This window comes from Streptomyces sp. NPDC032822 (genome assembly GCF_055578825.1).
Genome location: NZ_JBVIOL010000004.1, coordinates 439,365 through 457,639, shown reverse-complemented (window position 1 = coordinate 457,639; position 18,275 = coordinate 439,365). Strand labels below are relative to the sequence as shown.

Sequence of the window (18,275 nt, the reverse complement as noted above, 5' to 3'; positions counted from 1 at the left end):
ATGGCACGGACCGAGTACTACGACGACCCGAACGCCCCCGAGCCCAACAGCATGGTCGTGGCGGCTTCGGCCGTAGTCACCGACGATCAGGGTCGCATCCTCCTCCAACGCCGAAGCGACAACGACCTCTGGGCCCTCCCCGGCGGCGGAATGGACCTCACGGACTCACTCCCCGGCACAGCCGTCCGCGAAGTCAAGGAAGAGACCGGCCTGGACGTGGAAATCACGGGCCTCGTCGGCACGTACACCGACCCGAAGCACATCATCGCCTACACGAACGGCGAGGTACGGCGCCAGTTCAACGTCTGCTTCACCGCCCGAGTCATCGACGGCCGGCTTGAGATCTCCGACGAGTCCACGGAACTCCGCTTCATTTCCCCCGCCGCACTGGACGACCTGCCTATGCACCACACTCAGCGCCTCAGGCTCCGTCACTTCCTGGAAAACCGCGAACGTCCCTATCTCGGCTGAGCATGACGAACTGTCACTCTTCTGGCCTTTTTCCTGCGCACGCCGTTCAGGACACGCACAACCAAGCCGAGGAAAGCGGTGTCAAGAATCAAGCGAGGCCACTGCGGCAAGCATCAACCGAGCTAAGACAGCCCCAGCAGTCCCCCTCCAGAAACCACTACGGTTGCCGTCCACTGTCTGGCGGTTCTGGAGGCCTTAACGGAGGGGATGGCGGGTATGGCGGGAACGAAGGAACCGGTGGGCGGGGCGTGCGCAGAGCCACGATGACTGCAGCAACACCACCACAGACTCCACCGGTCGCAGAAACAGCGCCAGACACAACCGTGATCATCTCTGCTGCGCTGATCGAATCAGAGGAACTTCGATCAGCGTGACCGGCAGCCTCGCTGCTTTCGTCATCAGTTGCCGTTGACTCAAAGCTAGGCCTATCTGTTGGGAGAGAACTGGGCTCCGCCGTAGGAGGAGTTGTCGCAGGTGCTGGCGGGTCAGTTGTGCTCGATCCAGGTAGATTGTGACTCGGTCCAGGCGTGCTTTGAGCTGTCGTCGATGGTGATTGCCGCCCTGAGTTACTTGATCGAGGTATGAGTGCCACCCAGCTCAGCAAGATGACTCCGATTGCGAAAGCTGCTACTGAGATACGCGTCAAGCTTCGAAGTCGCTTGGTTCGCTCTGATAGTTCGCCCATGTGCCCCCCTCGGCGTCCTGATCTCATGCTCCTCTTTCTGGCCGTGGAATGGGGGCTTCAGCATGAGGGATCCATGCAAGCCGCACCTCTGTACCGAACGCCGTCTCGTGGGCCCCGCGAGGGCGGTCCCCTACTGAGTAGCTGACTCATTAGTGTCTCGTGGTCCTGTTCGTGGAACCTGAGGCTTGTGTGATCGTTGAGTCTGGTATAGATCTCCCCTCTGAACAGATGGCAGAACGAAGAGAGTTGGCCGGGCCGCGGGATGTTCCGGCCGATGACGCATACTCCGCCTACGGCAGCATGCTGATCAATCTTCGCAGCTGCTTGATACACCTCTGGTTCTGCGAGAACGAACCACCGCTGTCTGAGGACCCGGAGGCCGTGCGGAACCGCGGATATGTTCTGCGCTCCAGCGCGCAAGAGGCACTGTTGAAGGTCCATGTGCTCACGGACGACGAGACGCTGAGCCATGCTGCGGATTCCGTACTCGATGAGGTCAACGCTCTTGCCAGGGCGGCAAGCAAAGTCCAGCTCGAAAAGGGCAGAGCAAGGACCCACGTCGAAATCAGACGACTCATCAGGTCAGCTAAGCAAGATCTCTGACTCAGCGCCGGAGCGCCCGTTGGTACGGCCGCCTGCTGATGCCTCACGCGGACGGACCGCACCACAAGCGCACCAGATCGAGCGGGGAGTAGCGGGGAACCGCGGCGAAAGCAGCCGAATCCGGCGAGGACGCGTCTCGGCCGTTTTGCTCAGGCCAGGTCCACAACCAGCCTCAAATGCCCCCAGCTTCCCAAGCTAAGAGTCCGAGGCCTCAGAAGCTCGCCTTGGCAGGTGGGTCGGTCCGTCACGCATGGCCACCAGAACCCAGCGGATCACGGGACACACGCCGGGATACGCTCACGGCCTTGGCTTGGGTCAGCCACCTTGGTTCCGGGGGGAATTTTGACGATTTCATCGCGTGGTTGCGTTCCGCTCAGAGTGACGAGCGCGACCTTCGCCGCTGTGCTGCTCGCTGGGGGAACGGTTGCCTGCGGAGGGGGCTCGGCGAGTGACTCTCCGGATCAAGGCTCGCCCAGGGTGACGCCCGCTACGGCCGTGGCGAAGGCGGCGGCGAACTCCGAGCGCATCACGTCGCTCCGCTACCGGGTCACCGGGACCGTACCGGACAAGGGGCGGCTGAAGGCCGAGGCATCCATGAACACGGAACCTCTGACCATGAGTATGAAGATGAACGCGACCGGCCAGGGGAGAGACGGCCAGCTGGAGATCCGGTTCGTCGACGAAGTGATGTACGTAAGCGGGAGTGCGATCGACTTCGAGAAGCTGGACGGCAAGAGCTGGTTCAGCGCCGCCCCGGCTGTATGGGGACGCGGCGCGGTGGAGAACCAGTCCTACGGCATACTGCCGCGTCAGATCGAAGGCAACCCCACCGTGCAGTCCATGATCCTGACCGCCTCCAAGGACGTGCGGAGCATCGGGACGGAGACGATCGACGGCACCCGGACCACTCACTACAGAGGAACGGTCACCAGTAGCGGCATACACGCCGCCCGTGACGCTGCCGCGAGCAAGGCGGCTCGGGAGCGCCAGATCGACAGCCTTGATCAGTTCACAGCGCTGCGCATCGAGGGCACGCTCACCGTGGATCTTTGGATCGGCGACAACGACCACACCAGGCAGTTCCGCATGCGGGGCGATACGTACGCCACACAGAGCGGCGAGGGCAAGCCGCTTGAGTTCGTCGACGGCGAACCCCTCGACTTGACCTTCACCTTCCTCGACATCAATCTGCCGGCGACCGTTAAGGCACCACCGTCCAAAGACACCACTGACCTCGCCGCACAGGTGGAGGAGACACCGGCAGGATGAGCAACACCCGGGAAGACTTCGCCTGTCCCGGCTCCAGGTCGTGGAGGTCGGGAAGGACGAGGCCCGTCAGGCACGCCGGCTCCTGGCCGACGCCAAACTGCACGGTCACAAGTACGCGATCGATGCCGTGCTCGCCGTCATCGCGCGACAGCAGAAGGGGCAGGTCACCGTCTTCGCCTCGGACGTCGACGACCTGGAGAAGCTGGTACCGGACACGATCGTCGTCAAGAAGGTGTGACCCGACCCGCTCCGGCATCAGTTCCGGTCTCATTCACCCCGTTCGGCGCTGTCCGACAGGCGCTCAACGCCACTGCCCCGCCTCAGCCGACCGCCGCCCCCTCTCCCGCCGTCGCCCTCCGTGGAGTCGGGCGGTCCAGTTCTGAGACCACTGTCGTGTAGAAGCGGTGGACGGCGTCGTCGACGCTGCGGATGAAGCCTGTTTCGGCGTTGCCGCGGCCGTTGCCCATGCTTTTGAAGAGGGAGAGGCGGAAGCCGGTGATGTCCGTGCCGTTTTTGGGGAGGAGGTCGGCGGGCTCGGGGCGGAGGCGTTCGAGGGTGCCTCGGGGGCCACCCGTGTCGCCGTCGACCAGGGTCTCGATGTGGAGGTCGGCGGGTGCTTGGCCGAGGCGGCGGATGAGGCGTTTGGACCAGGTCAGGGGCAGGCCCTGGTCGGGTGCCGGGATCTCTACGGACGTGCGGAGTTTGCCGGTGCGGAGGTCGGCGTTGAGGGCGAGGACGCCGGGCGATCCCTCGATGCGCAGTTCCGACTGCAGCCTGCCCTCCAGGCAGAGTTGGTCGGCCATGGCCGCCCGGCGCGCGGCCGGATCCGCGCCCCGCCTGGCGCGCCGTACGGGGAGGACCTTCTGTCCGAGTTCGCCGCCGAGCCGTAGGCAGACCTGGCGGATGAGCCGTTCCCAGCTCTCGACGACTTCCAGGGACCGGTGATCGCCCTGGCAGAGGGTCTCGTCGTCGATGCCCTTGCGGACCGGGACCCAGGCGGCACCCATGTTCTGGAAGCCGTGGCAGCCGGAGTTCTCGTGCTGGAGGTAGTCGAGGAGTTCCCGCAGCAGCCAGGCGTGAGCACTGTTGCCGACGCCCTCGTGCCGGATCAACATCTGTGCCTGGTGGGCCACTTCGGCCCAGGACAGATGCCAGAGGGCCACCTTGTGCTTGCGTCGGCCGTCGATCTTGACGTCGACCAGGGGGCTGCCTTCCAACGCCACGTCGTTCGACAGCGTGATCACGGCCTCGTAGCCCCGGCGGGCGGCGATGTCCATGTACGCCTGCACCTGGTCCGGCTTGAGGGCGTTGCCATTGGTCTTCGTCTCGACCAGTGCCGTCCACAGCTTGCCGGCCCGCTCGACCCGGATCACGCCGTCCGGGCGTCGCGGGGTGTCCCCGTGCGGCAGCGAGACCTCGGCGAACGTCTCCATGCGGCCGGCCGGCGCGCCGAAAGCCGCCATCAGCCTTCTGCCGAACTCCGGCACCTGTGCCATCACCGACAGCAGCACCGACGTCGCACGGGTCTCGCGGTCACGGTCGCTCTTGAGCACCGAGACGGGGAAGAGCCGCGCTTCCCGCCAGGACTCGTTCTCCGCGAGGGACTTCTTCACCACCTTGGGGAGAGTGACCTTCTTCTTGGCGGTACGAGGACGGGCCGGGCGGGCGGAGGACGGCTTCGTCGACTCCGCCTCGTCGTCAGAACGCCGCGGAGAGGGTACGGCGGCCAGCGTCGTCGCCTGCACTTCCTGCTCGACGGGAGTGACAGGAGTGACAGGAGTGACAGGAGTGACAGGAGTGATGGAGGTGGTGGAAGTGGTGGAGGGAGTAGGGGTGGTGAGGGTAGGGGGAGTAATGGGTTCAACAAAGGTGACGGAGGTCGTCGTTCGCGGGTCGTTCTCGGACGGTGACGGTGCGTCCAGCACGGCCTGTTCCGCCTCGTTCGCCGCCTCGTCCGCCGCGTCGTCCTCGATGTCGACGCCGAAGTCGGTCGCCAGCCCGGCCAGACCGTTGCCGTAGCCCTGTCCCACGGCCCGGAACTTCCACTGTCCCTCGCGCAGATACAGCTCACCGAAGATGAACGCGCTCACCGCGCCGGCGTCCTCGATGGCGAAGCGGAGCAGGTCCTCGCCGGAGCCGTCGGCCAACGTCACCTGGAGGTCTTCGAGTTCGCCGAAGCGCGCTTCCTCGTAGCGGCTCGCGGCCACCACGACTCTTTCGACATCGGCGGGAACGGCCGTCAGATCGAAGACGATCCGGTCCTCACTGCCCTCGCCGGTCGGCTTCTTGCCCAGGAGCTGCACGCTGCCGTCGGCCGCCACCGGGTTGTTGTAGAAGTAGAAGTCGGCGTCACTGCGCACTTTTCCGTGTGCCCCGAGCAGAAGGACGGAGACGTCCGCGTCGCCCTCACCGGTCGAGCTGGCCCACTCCAGGCTCACGATCACCGAATCGACGTTGTCGCTCAGCGCCGCCAGGCCCACGTTGGCGCCCTTCACCATCTCGTGCACAAAGCCCCCCAAACAACTCGCCACCGGCGTAACGGCGTTCCCCCAGCCGTCCGCCGCTCCCCTGTGTGTGACGTGACGCACACTCCACGTAGGGTGCGACTCTAGTGCCCGTTGAGTACGGACTGCGGTGATCTGACGGAATCTGTCCTCCGTCCTCGCACGCCGCTCGCTCAGCCCACGTCGAACGTCACCACCACCCGAGTCGGCTCGCGGAACCCGTCCGTGCCGAGCGGGGACCGTTCCGCCAGGACGTTCACCGCCTGGGCCGCGCCCCTCGCGAGGTAGCTCCAGGCCGGGCCGCGGAGGGGTGGGCCGCAGAGGCCGTCGGGGAGTCCGGTCTCGTCCTCGGCGAGGGCGTAGGCGTCGCCGTAGCGCTCGTCGAGGAGGGGGGCGTCCGGCGGGACGAGGCCGGTGCGGTGGAGGTAGTCGGGGAGTTGGCGGGTGCGGAAGGAGACCCGGGCGGTGCCGTCGGTGGTGACGTAGTGGATCTCGGAGGCGTCGGCGGGGAGGGTCGCGCCGCCGGCCGAGATCACGTTCGGCAGGCTCGTCTCGCTGCCCTCGCAGGCGCGGGTGTCTCCGAAGGGGTGGAACAACTCGTCCTGGAACAGCCAGACGAGGGCTCCGGTGATGAGGGAGACAAGGGATACGACCGCTACGGCGGCCCGCGCGCGGGTCAGGCGTCTTCGCGGGCGGAGGGCCGGCGTTCCGGTGGCCGTGTCGGTGTCGGTGTCGGTGTCGGTGTCGGTGTCGCTCACTCGCTCAACATAGGCCGCACCGGGCACCCGACCATCCGTCACACGGGAAACTCTCTCCTCAACTGTCACAGGCATGTCATACGCTGCACCTGGCAGCCGCGCCCCGTGCGTCACCGCGTCCTCATCTGCGCGGTCGTGTCCGGGTGTTGCGCGGCGCTCTCGTCTCCCCGGTTCCGTACCGGGTTTCTTCGTGGGGGTAGCGACACAGTGGGCAACAGCTCTGTGGGCAACAAGTCCGCGCGTACGCGCGGCAGATCGGCCTCGCGCGCGACCGCTTCGGCGACCGCGCTCGCGGTTCTCCTCGGTTCGGCGGCGTTGAGTGTTCTCGGCACCGCTCCGGCTTCGGCGGCGGCCACCGCGACCGTCACCACACCCGGCGGGATCGTCGCCGACGGGACTCACCAGCGGGTCTTTCTCGGGGACAGCGCGAGCGGAACGGTTCTCGCCACCGACTACACGGGGGGACTCGTCGAGACCGTGAGTGGTGTCGGTGGGGTGTCCGGGCTGGCCATGGGGGACGGGGACACCGTCCTGTACGCCGCCGCGCCCGCCTCGCACGAGATCGTGGCGTTCGACCCGGTCAGCCTCGACGTCAAGGCGCGGTACGACCTCGGGGCGGGGGTCACTCCGCGCGAGGTCGCCTTCGCCGGCGGGCGGCTCTGGTTCTCGTACCGGATCACCGGGGAGGACGGCGCCTTCCACGGCAACCTCGGCTCCATCGACCCGGCGCGCGGGGAGGCCGCCGTACAGCTGGAGCAGGTGCCGGAGGCGGTCGCGCCGTACTACAACTCGGCGTTGCTCGACACGGACGCCTCGGCGCCCGGGCTGCTCGCCTACACGGACAGCGGTGACTCGCCGGGGGCGGTCAACGTGCTCGACGTCTCCGGTGAGAGCCCGCGGGTCGTCGCGGAGAGCAGCGGCCGGCGCTACTACGGGGACATCGACCTCGTGCCCGGCACCAGCGAGGTGCTGTCCAACGGCACGCGGCGACTGTCGTACGCGAGTGGGGACTTCACGGACGCCGGGTCCCTCGCGGAGACCGGCTGGGCCGGTGACGTCTCGCCGGGCGGGCTGGTCGCGCAGGTCTACGACCGGCACGTTTCGGTCTACAAGCCCGGCGCCCGGACCCCGGTACGGCGTTTCGACGCCGGGGACGCGAGCATGGGGCCGGTGACCTGGGCGCCGGACTCCTCCCGGGTGTTCGCGCTGACGGGGACGTACAACAACACCTATGTCCTCAAGGCGTTCACCGGGCCCGCGCTCAACGTGCCGACCCTGACGGTGAGCGCGCCGGCCAGTGCGCCCCGGGCGAAGAAGCTCACCGTCAGCGGGAAGCTGTCGGCGACCGTGGCGCTGCCGGCCGGTGCGCAGCTCCAGGTCACGCGGACCGACGTGGAGAGCACGGGCGGCAAGGCGCTGCCCGCCGTCACGGTCAAGGCGAACGGGTCGTACTCCTTCACGGACACCCCGCCGGCCGGCGGCACGGTCACGTACAAGGTCTCCTACGCGGGCGACGCCGAGCACACCTCGGCCAAGGCCTCCGCGAAGGTCACCGTGTCGCGGGCCTCGACCGCGCTGACGCTCAACAAGAACGGCAAGCTCTACGACTACGGCACCGACGTGTCGTTCACCGCGCACCTCGGCACCACCTACAAGAACCGCACGGTGGAGATCTGGGCCGACCCCTTCGGCTCCGACAAGCCCAAGAAGCTGATCAAGACCGGCAAGGTCAACTCCAGCGGGAACCTCTCCGCGACCGTGGACATGACCCGGGACACGACCGTCACCGCGGTGTTCGCGGGGGACGCCCGTTACGCGCCGAAGTCGGCCAAGTCCACGGCGTACGCGCGCGTGAAGATCTCCACGGCCGTCTCCAAGCACTACAAGAAGGCCAAGATCGGCTCGACGTCCTACTACTGGTTCCACAAGAACACCGACCCGCTGCTCACCACCACGATGAGCTACTACCAGGGCCGTAATCAGCGCTTCGACTTCCAGGTGTACTACCAGGGCTCGTGGCACTCCTCCGACTCGGAGTACTTCGCGCTCGGCACCAACGGGAAGTCGGCCATCACGCTGGGCGCGCCGGGCGAGTCCGGGATCCGGGCGCGGATGCGCTCCACGTACGTGAACGGTTCCTCCGGCGACAACGTCAATTCCACGACGTACGGCGCGTGGAAGTACCTGTACTTCTCCAACTAGCCGGGCACAGCAGCAGTGACGCTCGGCGCCCGGTACGGCACCGGGCGTCATGGCTGCCCAAGTGGGACAATTGGACGTATGAGTACCGCCATGTTCGTCCTGGCGGCCACGTCGGGTGACGTACTCCATGTGACCGCCGCGTTCGTCGGTGGCCTGTTCATCGCCGGAGCGCTGGTGTGGGCCGTGCGGTTCGGGATGCAGGTCCGGGACCGGGAACTGCCGCGGCCCCGCCCCGAGGAGCAGCCGCGCCTTCCGGCGACCGGTGCGGTCCACGAGATCCGGGAGATCCGGGAGCCGGACGAGATGCCGGTCGCCTCGGACCGACGGGAACGGCTCATGCCGTACCAGATCCACCGAGCCGGGACCCGGCGCGGAAAGGACCAGAAGCGCAAGCGCCGGCTGCCCGGTTCCAGCGGCTCCTTCGGCGGCGGCGGCATCGGGCGCACCTGAGCGGCCACCCGACCGGCCCCACAACCCGGCACCCGGCAGGGCACCCGGCAGGGCACCAGCGGTGGCTGCCCCGCCGACCGGGGCAGCCACCGCTGGTGCCACCGGGGCGGAGTGGTGGCGGGCGCCTTGCCATGACAGCCGTGGGGATGACCAACACTGCCGGCGCCCACCGCGTCCGTTCCCCGGTGGCTCCACCAGAGTGACGTGCCGGGGAGGCCGTGCGCATCGGGGTTCCGGGAAGATCGGTACACCTACACCGGCGGTACGCCCCTACCTAGAACATGCCTGCGTACGGCCTTGCGTACGGGTCCGGCCGACAGCCCTCAGCACGACCCTCACCCTCGCCACCGGCTCTCCTACGGCCCCGCCACCGCCGGGATCTCCGTCCGGGACGTGATCCGGAGCTTGGCGAGGATGTGTTCCACGTGGGCGTCCACAGTGCGCTTGGAGATCACCAGGCGTGCGGCGATCTCACGGTTGGACAGGCCCTGGACGACCAGGGCGGCCACCTCGCGTTCGCGGCGGGTGAGGGCGTTCGCCGCGGCCCGCGGCTCCGGGAACCGACTGCCGGACGCGTGCACCCGGGCCGGCGGCTCGTCCGCGTCCGACCGCACCGCCGCCAGGACCTCCCGGCCCGACATCCGCGCCCCCGCCTCCCGCCACCGCTCGAAGGCCTCCGCGCCCAGCGCCGTCCGTACCGCCTTCTGCACGACCTCCTGCTCCTCCAGGAGCCGGGGCAGCATCGCCACCGGGTCACCGCTGAGCCGGCGGGCGTTCTCCGCGTAACCCAGCAGCCAGCAGGCCCGGACGTGCCGGTCGGCGCGGGCCGCGTGCCAGGCGAGGCCCAGACAGGCGAGCGCGGCGACCAGCACCTCGCCGACCTCGCTCGCCGCCTCCAGGCCCCGGCGGAACAGGATCCCGCTCCGCTCGTACGCGCCGGTGAGGGAGAGGATCACGCCCTGGACGGTGAGCGTGGAACCGTACAGCTGGCGCTCGCCGGTGCCCTCCAGATGGACGAGGCCCTTCTCGCACAGCCCGAGCGCGCCGTCGGTGTCGCCCAGCACGGCCCGCAGCAGGGCGCCCTCGTAGTGCAGGACGGCGATGCCGAGGCCGTCGCCGGAGTCGACGATCCGCAGGCGGGCCCGCTCCAGGTCCGCCAGGCCCTCCTCCACGGCCCCGCACAGCGCGTTCAGCGCGCCGATGTACGCGTCGGCGAAGAGCTCCACCCGGCTCTCCCCGCAGGCCCGCGCCACGTCCCGGGCCTGCGGCAGCCGCTCCAGCGCGGTCTCCAGGTCCGCCGTCCACACCCCGAACACGGCGGTGAAGAGGAGGGCCCAGGCCCTCTCGGGGCAGTCCTCCCGGACCCGGGCGAGGCCCTTGTCGATCCAGTAGCGCCCCTCGGACAGCGTCCCGGCGGCCCGCCAGTAGAAGCCGAGCCGGGTGGCCATGGCCAGCGCCTCCACCTCGCGGCCCCCGGCGCCGAGCCCGTACTCCAGGGCCGCCCGCACATCCGCGATCTCGTCCCGCACCGCCCGGTGCAGCCGGACCTGCGCCGACGTCAGGAACTCGTCCCAGAACCGGGTGGCGAGGCCCTCGTAGTACGCGAAGTGCCGCTGCCGTACGGCCCTGGCGGCGGCACTTTCGGTGGCTCCAGCAGTTCCAGCGGCTTCAGCAGTTCCAGCGGCTTCGGCGTCCTCGGTGTCTTCGGCCGTGGCCCGCTCGGTGTCTCCCGTGGCCAGCCACTCGGCGCCGTATTCGCGGATGGTGTCGAGGAGGCGGTAGCGGGCGCCGTTCTCGCCGATGCGCTGGACGACCGACTTGTCCACCAGGCCGATCAGCGCCTCCACGACCTGTCCGCCCACGAGTTCGCCGCCCGCGCCCACCCGCTCGGCCGCCGACAGCTCGAAGGAGCCCGCGAAGACGGACAGCCGCGCCCACAGCAACCGTTCCTGGGGCGTGCAGAGTTCGTACGACCAGTCGATCGCCGTACGCAGCGTCTGGTGGCGGGTGAGCGCGGTGCGCCGGCCGCCGGTGAGGACCTCGAAGCGGCGGTCGAGGCGGGCGGCGAGTTCGGCGAGGGGGATCGCCCGCAGCCGGACGGCGGCCAGTTCGAGGGCGAGAGGGATGCCGTCGAGCCGTTCGACGAGAGCGCGGGTGCGGTCACGGTCGGCGTCGGTGACGGGGAAACCGCCGGTCACGGCGGCGGCCCGCTGCGCGAAGAGGTCCACGGCGTCGTCCACCGGCAGCGGGGCGATCGGCACACAGTGCTCGCCCGGCACGTCCAGGGGCTGCCGGCTGGTGGCGAGGACGCTGAGTCCCGCGGCCTCGCGCAGCAGGATGTCGCAGAGCATCGCGCACGCGTCGACGAGGTGTTCGCAGGTGTCCAGCAGCAGTAACAGGCGCCGCTCCCGGAGGTGTTCGACGACCGCGTCCAGCGGGGTCATGCCGGACTGCTCGGGGAGTTCGAGCACGCCCGCGAGCGTCGCCGGGATCAGTTCCGGGTCGTGCAGGGCCGACAGCTCGACCAGCCGGACCCCGTCCTCGAACCGCCCGGCGAGTTCCGCGGCCGACCGCAGCGCGGTACGGCTCTTGCCGACACCGCCCGGGCCGACCAGGGTGACGAGCCTTGACCGCTCCAACGCCTCCCGCACCAGGGCGAGTTCGCCACTGCGCCCCACGAAGCTGGTGAGCTCCACGGGGATCTGTCCGCCCCGTCGTTGCCCGAAGCCGAAGCCGAATCCCATGGCACCCCCGTCGCCGCCCTGCCCACACGCACCCACACCCGCCCGCACAGCGTAACCATGCGACTTCCCAGCGTGAACGACGTGCGGGCCGGGCGCCAGGAGTTCGGGGGAACTCACGCGGCGGGCGGATGCGGATCGGCGAACGGTCCGGGGTGCGGATCCGGCGTGCGGATCCGGGGTGTCAGGGCCTCGCCGACGCCTTGCCGTGCTCCGCCGCCGTGGGCGGCCGGTACACCGCCAGCGCCCAGATCACGAAGAAGTCGATCGCGATCATGATGATCGACCAGACCGGCGAGTACGGCAGGAACAGGAACTGGGCGACCATGCTCAGCGACGCCAGGAAGATACCGGTCATCCGGGCCCAGGCGGCGCCCCTGAGGATGCCCGCGCCGGTGCCGGCGGCGACCACGCCGAGGCACAGGAGGATGACGCCCCAGCCGGTGAGGTTGATCTTGTAGACGTAGTCGCCGAGGTTGGCCCACACGTCGTCCTTGGCGAGCGCCGAGATGCCCTGGAAGATCGCCAGGATGCCGTTCATCAGCATCAGGACACCGGCGAAGACCACACCGCCGGTGGCCCAGCCGGTCTCGGCGGGGGTCGGACCGTAGCCGTATCCGGCCCGGCCGGGCGCCCGGTGGGTGTCGTCCCGGACCGGCGGCGGCTCCTGCCGCCCGCCCGCGGGCGGCCCTGCGCCGGTCGGCGGTTGCGTCGCGTGCGGCTGCTGGGTCATGGCCTGACCCCGTTTCTTCCGGGGCGGACGGTGTCGTACGCCGTCCACCGGTGTCGTGTGCTTCGACCATCGGGCGGGGTGGGGGGCGCCGCCACGGGACTGGGCCATTCGGGTGACACCGGGGGTGCGGAGGGGCAGGCTGCCGGGGGTGCGGAGGGGCATGGCCGAGGGGTCGGGCCAGGGGGCAGGTGGGCTCACGCCATCCAGAAGAAGACCGCCGTCATCCGCTTCTCCGCCAGCGTGTGGCCGTGGTAACCGGTCGCGCTGTGCACGAGGTTGGCGTTGTAGAGGAGCAGCCTGTTGTAGCGGTGGGGCACGGCGACGTCCTCCTCGAAGGCGTCCGGGGCGACGAACCGGGTGCCGAGGGCGTCGACGAGGTTGTTGTGCGGGGCCTGGACGACGTTGCCGCCGAGCCGGCCGCCGGGCAGGGACTGCCGGTAGAAGCTGGTCCCGCAGCCCTTGGGGACACCGGGGTTGAGGTAGAGCACGGCCGCGTACCGGCACAGCGAGCGCGAGTCGGTGTGCGGGCGGGGGGTGCTCTCGCCCTCGCCGACGACCTGGACGCAGTTGTGGTTGAGGGTGCCGCCGCCGGGTGTGCGCTGCACCCACAGTTCCCTCGCGCCGGTCGCCTGCCGCACCAGCCGCTCCACGCGGGCCAGTTCGGCCGGTTCCAGGCCGGGCATCGCGCGCAGCCCGGGCCAGGCCTCGGGCCGGTGCGGATAGCCCTCGGTCCAGTCGTCCTTGGCGAGACAGCGCTCCCGGACCGCGTCGGCGGTCGGCAGGACGTCGTCCAGGACCCAGTAGTCACGGCCCTTGGTGGGTTTGCGGTAGGGGAGCACCGGGAGAGGCGTGCCAGGGGTGCGGGGCGTGCTCGGTGGCCCCGCCGGGCGCCGCTGCGCTGACATGGACATGCAGGTCAAGCTAGTGCCGGGGGCTCTCTGCTCTCGCCCGCGAACGGGTCAAGCTTGCGTCAACGGGAACCTCCGGATGCGCGACGGAATGAACATCGACGACGCCCCGTCCGTACTCCTGTGCGTTCAACCCGCCCGCGCGGGCAACCGACCGGACAGGAGGCGCCGTGCCCGTATCACGGAACGCGATGGGAACGCTGTTTGTGGGCGGAGCCCTCACGCTCACACTGGGTGCGCTCGCCTACCCATCGATGCTAGGACTCGACACCGTCTCCAACGCCCAGGACCGGGTCATCTCCCAGACGCAGTGGGGTCCGCTGACCGAGCAGGACCGGGACTTCGTGGTGAAGGTGCGGGCCGCCGGGCTGTGGGAGTACCCCCTGGGCGTGATCGGCCTGAAGAAGGGCACGTCCAAGGAGGTCAAGACCGCCTCCGAGCACCTCATCGACGGACACGGGGCGCTGGACGCCAGTTGCCGCAAGATCGCCCCGCTGCTGAACATCACCCTGCCGAACGTGGCGAGCCCGCAGCAGGTCGCGTTCGTGAACCAGATCGACTCCTCCCCGACCGGCAACGCGTTCGACTCGAACTTCGCCAACATCCTGCGGATCACGCACGGTTCGATCTTCAACACGATCGCGAAGATCCGTTCCACCACCAAGAACTCGCTGGTCCGGCAGCTGGCCGACCAGGCCAACAACACGGTCCTGGACCACATCACGGTCATGGAGAAGACCGGCCTGGTCAACTTCGACCAGGCCCTCTTCCAGCAGACCACCCCGCCGAAGCTGCCCCAGGACGACCTCACCCCGCCGCCGCCGCAGCCGGGCGAGCCGATGGTCGTCCTCACCCCGCCGGCGACGGCGACCGCGACCCCGACCATCACACCCTGAGCCGCCGGCCAACCCGCTCCCAGGGCCTAGCGGGCTAGCGGGCTAGCCAGACCGTGGTGTCCGGTTCGATCACACCGTCGTCCAGGGGCGTGCTGCTCAGCAGCACCTCCCCGGGCGGCAGCGGTACGGCCGTCCCCGACAGGTTGGCCACACACCGCCAGCCGTCGTGCCGGGCGAAGTCCAGCACGCCGGCCGGGCCGTCGGCCGCCCAGGTCAGCGACTCCCCCTCCAGCAGTTTGCGGCGCAGCCTGAGGGCCGTGCGGTAGAGCTCCAGGGTCGAGCCCTCGACCCCGTCCTGCGCCGAGACGGCGTACGCCGCGAAGCTCTCCGGCTGCGGCAGCCAGGCACCGGCCGCGCCGAAGCCGTACGACTGCCCCGTACTCGTCCACGGCAGCGGCACCCGGCATCCGTCGCGGCCCTTGCGGACGTGTCCCGTCTGTTCCCAGATCGGGTCCTGGAGGACCTCGAAGGGCAGGTCGGCGACCTCGGGCAGGCCGAGTTCCTCACCCTGGTAGAGGTACGAGGAGCCGGGCAGCGCCAGCATCAGCAGGGTGGCGGCGCGGGCCCGTCGCAGGCCCTCGGCGGTGTCGACCGCGGGTGCGTGGCCGCCGGAGAGGAGCCAGGCGTTGTCGTCGGTGCCGGGCGGGAGCAGCAGCCGGGAGGCGTGCCGGACGACGTCGTGGTTGGAGAGCACCCAGGTGGCGGAGGCGCCGGCCGCCGCCGCGGTGGCGAGGGAGTCGGTGATGACCCGGCGCAGCTCGTCGGCGTCCCAGCCGGCCTGGAGATACTCGAAGTTGAAGGCCTGGCCGAGTTCGTCGGGGCGGGCGTAGCGCACCCGGCGGTCGCCCGGCACCCAGGCCTCGGCGACGGCCATCCGGGGCGGGCGGTAGGAGTCGAGGATCGTGCGCCAGTCGCGGTAGATCTCGTGGACCTCGTCGCGGTCGAAGAAGGGGTGCGTGCCGGGCGGCAGGCCGGACAGCGCGTCATCGCTGCTGAGTTCGGGGGCGCCGAGGTCGCGCAGCGGTTCGGCGAGGTCCTTGGCGAGGGCGTGGGCGACGTCGACGCGGAAGCCGTCGACCCCGCGGTCGGACCAGAAGCGCAGGGTGGTGCGGAAGTCGGCGCGGATCTCCTCGTTCGACCAGTTCAGGTCGGGCTGCTGGGGGGCGAACAGGTGCAGGTACCACTGTCCGTCCGGCACCCGCTTCCAGGCGCTGCCGCCGAAGACGGACTGCCAGTCGGTGGGCGGGTGTTCGCCGTGCGGGCCGCGTCCGTCGCGGAAGACATAGCGGTCGCGGGCCGCCGAACCGGGCCCGGCGGCGAGCGCCTCCTGGAACCACACGTGCTGGTGGGAGGTGTGGTTGGGGACCAGGTCGACGATCACCTTGAGGCCGAGGCGGTGGGCCTCGGCGGCGAGCGCGTCGAAGTCGTCGAGGGTACCGAGGCGGGGGTCGACGTCACGGTGGTCGGCGACGTCGTAGCCGCCGTCGGCGAGTTCGGAGGGATAGAAGGGGCTCAGCCACAGGGCGTCGACGCCCAGCGCGGCCAGGTGGTTCAGGCGCGCGGTGATGCCTCGCAGGTCGCCGAGGCCGTCCCCGTCGGCGTCGGCGAAGCTGCGGGGGTAGACCTGGTGAACGACGGCCTGCCGCCACCAGTTGGGGTCCCTGGAGGAGAGGTCGGGGGACGGGGAGGAGGTGTCCGGGGAGGCGTCCGGGAAGGGCGAGGCGGTGTCGGGATTCGGGTCGGTCACGCGGCGGGCTCCCTCATGGCGATCGTGGCATCGGACAACGGCCACCAACTGTCTGTCCACATTGCCCGGAAAGCGAACCGAACGCTGTCCGGAGCACTTCATTCCTGGTGTGACGGAATTGTGATGAACTCTTGAAGTACACCTCCATCTCCGCAGGTTGACAGCGTTCCGGGGGCGCTCCACGATGTGTGAACACTGCGGCGCATGTGACCAATGAGCCCAGTGTTCCTCAGAGCTCTCCGGGCTCTCGGAGCACCACACGACCCCTCACACCTTCCGAAGGAACCGCATGTCCATAGCTAGACGTGTCACCGCGCGCCGCCTGCTGGGGACGGGCGCCGCGGCACTCGTCCTCTGTGCCGTCTCCGCCCCCAACTCCTGGGCGCACGGCACACCTGGTGGCGACGGCTGGAACTCGGGCGGCAGCTACAAGCCCGGCACCGGCGCGGGCACGGAGACCGGTACCGACCGCTGCCAGTTCTCGCTGGACGGCTCGAACTTCTACGACTCCGTCAAGGTCGACGACCAGAACCTCAAGCCCACGGACGACGGCAAGGTCCACATCAAGGTCCGCACCGCGGGCGACGCGTCGACCTGCACCGCCTCCCTGGCCTCCTACCTCGCCCACGGCGCCACCTTCGGCACCTCCGGCGAGCAGGTCTTCATCGACTTCGACACGGTGACCGTCAAGCCGGGCCAGAGCGACTCCCTCGACATCGCGGTGCCGGACGCCGGCTGCTTCGCGCAGATCGACCTCTACCGCGGCGCGGTCAAGTTCGACGGCGAACTCGACGCCAAGGACGGCTTCGAGCACGGCGAGCTGCCCAAGGGCCCGGACCGCCCTGTCATCAAGGACAAGCTGATCGCGGCCTGGAACGGCGGCACGAAGGACTGCACGACGGCTCCCTCCGAGCCGCCGGCCACTTCGACGCCGCCCCCGTCCAAGCCGGCCGAGGAGACCACTCCCCCGGCCACGGAGCCCGCCACCGAGGCCCCGAGCCCGAGCCCCTCCACCTCGACGTCGACCGAGGCGCCGACCCCGTCCGCCTCCGAGTCCACCACCGCCCCGGCGACCACGCCGAAGGGTGGCGGCGGCGACCTCGCGGAGACCGGCGGCTCCAGCGCCACCGGCCCGATCGCGATCGGCGCCGCGGTACTCCTCGCGGGCGGCGCGGGCCTCGTGGTCATGACCCGTCGCAAGAAGACCGCCCGCTCGTAGGCACGCGGTTCCCCGGCTGAGCGGCGGGTGGGCAGAGGCGGCGGCCTCTGCCCACCCGCCCGCGTCCGCCTGCCCGTCCATCCGTCCGTCCGCGTCTAGACGCCTTCCACCGTCGTCAGCCACAGCTTCACGTAGCGGTCCACGTCCACGCCCAGCGCGACGTCGACCAGACGCTGTTCGCGGCCACCCTCGTGGATCTCGGACTCGCCGGGGCGTCGGCGGCGGTCGGTGATCGTCTGACCCCGGGTGGGGCCCGGGGCGAGACTCACCTCGACGGGGAGGCGTTCGGTGGTGATGCCCTGCGGGTCGACGACCGCGCAGACCGCGCCCGCGTCACCGAGACCCCCCGTGGGGGTGGGGTCGCCGGAGGTGGCCGGGTCGCGGTGGGCGAGGAGTTCGCCCGCCAGACGCAGCGCGGGTTCGGGGCTCGCGCGCAGCCGCCGCACGTCCGCGGCCGGGACGACGACCTGCTCGAACACGTCCAGGCCGTACATGGTGATCGGCACCCCGGCGGTGAGCAGGATCGCCGCCGCCTCCGGGTCGTGCCACACGTTGAACTCCGCGACCGGCGTGGCGTTCCCGGTCGCCACCGCGCCGCCCATGAACACGATCCGCTCGATGTTGCCCACCACCTCGGGGTGGGTCCGCAGCAGCAGCGCGATGTTCGTCAGGGGCGCGGTGGGGACGAGGGTGACCGGGTGCGGCGAGGCGAGGATCTCGCGGCGCAGCAGGGTCACCGCGTCCACGTCGACCGGCCGGCGGGTCGGCGCGGGCAGCCCCAGGTCGCCCATCCCGTCCCGCCCGTGCACGTGCTGTGCCGTGCGCACCGGCTCGATCAGCGGCCGGGCGGCACCCCGGGCGACCGGGATGTCCCCGGCGCCGGCCTGCTCCAGCACGGTCAGGGTGTTGCGGACCACCCCGTCCACGTCGGTGTTCCCGGCGACACAGGTCACCGCCCGCACGTCGAGGGCGGGGTGCCGTACGGCGAACAGCAGGGCGAGGGCGTCGTCGACACCCGTGTCGCAGTCGATGATCACCGGGATGGGCCGACCGGTCACGGCGGGGTTCCTCCGTCCGACAGAGTCTGTT

15 protein-coding genes are annotated in these 18,275 nt (G+C 69.8%); 8 read left to right on the top strand and 7 right to left on the bottom strand.

Going from position 1 to position 18,275, the window contains the following annotated elements:
• The 4 genes from ACZ5VD_RS14550 to ACZ5VD_RS14535 all read left to right on the top strand — a co-directional run bounded on the left by ACZ5VD_RS14550 (window position 1) and on the right by ACZ5VD_RS14535 (window position 3,266).
• Window positions 1-471, top strand: coding sequence for an NUDIX domain-containing protein (locus tag ACZ5VD_RS14550; protein ID WP_468554825.1), 471 nt, complete (start codon window positions 1-3; stop codon window positions 469-471).
• 844 nt (window positions 472-1,315) lie between these two features.
• The gene (locus tag ACZ5VD_RS14545) at window positions 1,316-1,759 is read left to right on the top strand and encodes a hypothetical protein (RefSeq protein ID WP_468682385.1); all 444 of its coding nucleotides are present in this window, start codon (window positions 1,316-1,318) and stop codon (window positions 1,757-1,759) included.
• Window positions 1,760-2,137: 378 nt separating this feature from the next.
• Window positions 2,138-3,028 carry an SCO4651 family lipoprotein gene (locus ACZ5VD_RS14540; RefSeq protein WP_468682384.1) on the top strand — a complete coding sequence of 297 codons (891 nt, stop codon included), beginning with the start codon at window positions 2,138-2,140 and terminating at the stop codon, window positions 3,026-3,028.
• Between the two features lie 40 nt (window positions 3,029-3,068).
• Complete coding sequence (locus tag ACZ5VD_RS14535; protein WP_468682383.1) at window positions 3,069-3,266, top strand: hypothetical protein; 198 nt, start codon at window positions 3,069-3,071, stop codon at window positions 3,264-3,266.
• Between the two features lie 82 nt (window positions 3,267-3,348).
• Here ACZ5VD_RS14535 and ACZ5VD_RS14530 read toward each other — a convergent pair whose 3' ends face one another.
• Both ACZ5VD_RS14530 and ACZ5VD_RS14525 read right to left on the bottom strand, forming a co-directional pair.
• Entirely contained in the window at window positions 3,349-5,526 is a 2,178-nt protein-coding gene (locus tag ACZ5VD_RS14530) for a TerD family protein (protein ID WP_468682496.1), read from the bottom strand.
• A gap of 179 nt (window positions 5,527-5,705) precedes the next feature.
• Window positions 5,706-6,290, bottom strand: a complete 585-nt coding sequence (locus ACZ5VD_RS14525; protein ID WP_468682382.1) for a hypothetical protein — start codon at window positions 6,288-6,290, stop codon at window positions 5,706-5,708.
• A 207-nt stretch (window positions 6,291-6,497) separates the two neighbouring features.
• On the opposite strand from ACZ5VD_RS14525, the gene ACZ5VD_RS14520 reads away from it, so the two are divergent.
• Together ACZ5VD_RS14520 and ACZ5VD_RS14515 are read left to right on the top strand one after the other, a co-directional pair.
• Entirely contained in the window at window positions 6,498-8,492 is a 1,995-nt protein-coding gene (locus tag ACZ5VD_RS14520) for a YncE family protein (protein ID WP_468682381.1), read from the top strand.
• Window positions 8,493-8,570: 78 nt separating this feature from the next.
• Complete coding sequence (locus ACZ5VD_RS14515; protein WP_468554831.1) at window positions 8,571-8,942, top strand: DUF6479 family protein; 372 nt, start codon at window positions 8,571-8,573, stop codon at window positions 8,940-8,942.
• A 356-nt stretch (window positions 8,943-9,298) separates the two neighbouring features.
• On the opposite strand, the gene ACZ5VD_RS14510 is transcribed toward ACZ5VD_RS14515, so the two are convergent.
• The 3 genes from ACZ5VD_RS14510 to ACZ5VD_RS14500 form a co-directional block, all read right to left on the bottom strand.
• Window positions 9,299-11,686: an ATP-binding protein gene (locus ACZ5VD_RS14510; protein ID WP_468682380.1), complete on the bottom strand. Its 2,388-nt coding sequence runs from the start codon at window positions 11,684-11,686 to the stop codon at window positions 9,299-9,301.
• Between the two features lie 181 nt (window positions 11,687-11,867).
• The gene (locus ACZ5VD_RS14505; RefSeq protein ID WP_468554833.1) at window positions 11,868-12,416 is read right to left on the bottom strand and encodes a DUF7144 family membrane protein; all 549 of its coding nucleotides are present in this window, start codon (window positions 12,414-12,416) and stop codon (window positions 11,868-11,870) included.
• Window positions 12,417-12,610: 194 nt separating this feature from the next.
• Window positions 12,611-13,321 (bottom strand): DUF6445 family protein, encoded by a 711-nt coding sequence (locus tag ACZ5VD_RS14500; protein WP_468554837.1) that lies wholly within the window; start codon window positions 13,319-13,321, stop codon window positions 12,611-12,613.
• Between the two features lie 194 nt (window positions 13,322-13,515).
• Here ACZ5VD_RS14500 and ACZ5VD_RS14495 point away from each other — a divergent pair, with 194 nt between their 5' ends.
• Entirely contained in the window at window positions 13,516-14,220 is a 705-nt protein-coding gene (locus tag ACZ5VD_RS14495) for a DUF4142 domain-containing protein (RefSeq protein ID WP_468554834.1), read from the top strand.
• A 34-nt stretch (window positions 14,221-14,254) separates the two neighbouring features.
• Here the strand turns inward: ACZ5VD_RS14495 and ACZ5VD_RS14490 are convergent, their stop codons facing one another.
• Window positions 14,255-15,967: a glycoside hydrolase family 13 protein gene (locus ACZ5VD_RS14490; RefSeq protein WP_468682379.1), complete on the bottom strand. Its 1,713-nt coding sequence runs from the start codon at window positions 15,965-15,967 to the stop codon at window positions 14,255-14,257.
• A 289-nt stretch (window positions 15,968-16,256) separates the two neighbouring features.
• On the opposite strand from ACZ5VD_RS14490, the gene ACZ5VD_RS14485 reads away from it, so the two are divergent.
• Complete coding sequence (locus tag ACZ5VD_RS14485) at window positions 16,257-17,186, top strand: LAETG motif-containing sortase-dependent surface protein (protein WP_468554835.1); 930 nt, start codon at window positions 16,257-16,259, stop codon at window positions 17,184-17,186.
• 95 nt (window positions 17,187-17,281) lie between these two features.
• Here ACZ5VD_RS14485 and ACZ5VD_RS14480 read toward each other — a convergent pair whose 3' ends face one another.
• The gene (locus ACZ5VD_RS14480) at window positions 17,282-18,244 is read right to left on the bottom strand and encodes a nucleoside hydrolase (protein WP_468554224.1); all 963 of its coding nucleotides are present in this window, start codon (window positions 18,242-18,244) and stop codon (window positions 17,282-17,284) included.
• Window positions 18,245-18,275 lie beyond the last annotated feature (31 nt).

What these genes read in the sequence shown, in the direction of transcription:
- ACZ5VD_RS14550 (WP_468554825.1), top strand. Translation starts at nt 1, where the DNA reads ATGGCACGGACCGAGTACTACGACGACCCGAACGCCCCCGAGCCCAAC.
- ACZ5VD_RS14515 (WP_468554831.1), top strand. Translation starts at nt 8,571, where the DNA reads ATGAGTACCGCCATGTTCGTCCTGGCGGCCACGTCGGGTGACGTACTC.
- ACZ5VD_RS14510 (WP_468682380.1), bottom strand. Translation starts at nt 11,686, where the DNA reads ATGGGATTCGGCTTCGGCTTCGGGCAACGACGGGGCGGACAGATCCCC.
- ACZ5VD_RS14505 (WP_468554833.1), bottom strand. Translation starts at nt 12,416, where the DNA reads ATGACCCAGCAGCCGCACGCGACGCAACCGCCGACCGGCGCAGGGCCG.
- ACZ5VD_RS14495 (WP_468554834.1), top strand. Translation starts at nt 13,516, where the DNA reads ATGGGAACGCTGTTTGTGGGCGGAGCCCTCACGCTCACACTGGGTGCG.
- ACZ5VD_RS14500 (WP_468554837.1), bottom strand. Translation starts at nt 13,321, where the DNA reads ATGTCAGCGCAGCGGCGCCCGGCGGGGCCACCGAGCACGCCCCGCACC.
- ACZ5VD_RS14530 (WP_468682496.1), bottom strand. Translation starts at nt 5,526, where the DNA reads ATGGTGAAGGGCGCCAACGTGGGCCTGGCGGCGCTGAGCGACAACGTC.
- ACZ5VD_RS14485 (WP_468554835.1), top strand. Translation starts at nt 16,257, where the DNA reads ATGTCCATAGCTAGACGTGTCACCGCGCGCCGCCTGCTGGGGACGGGC.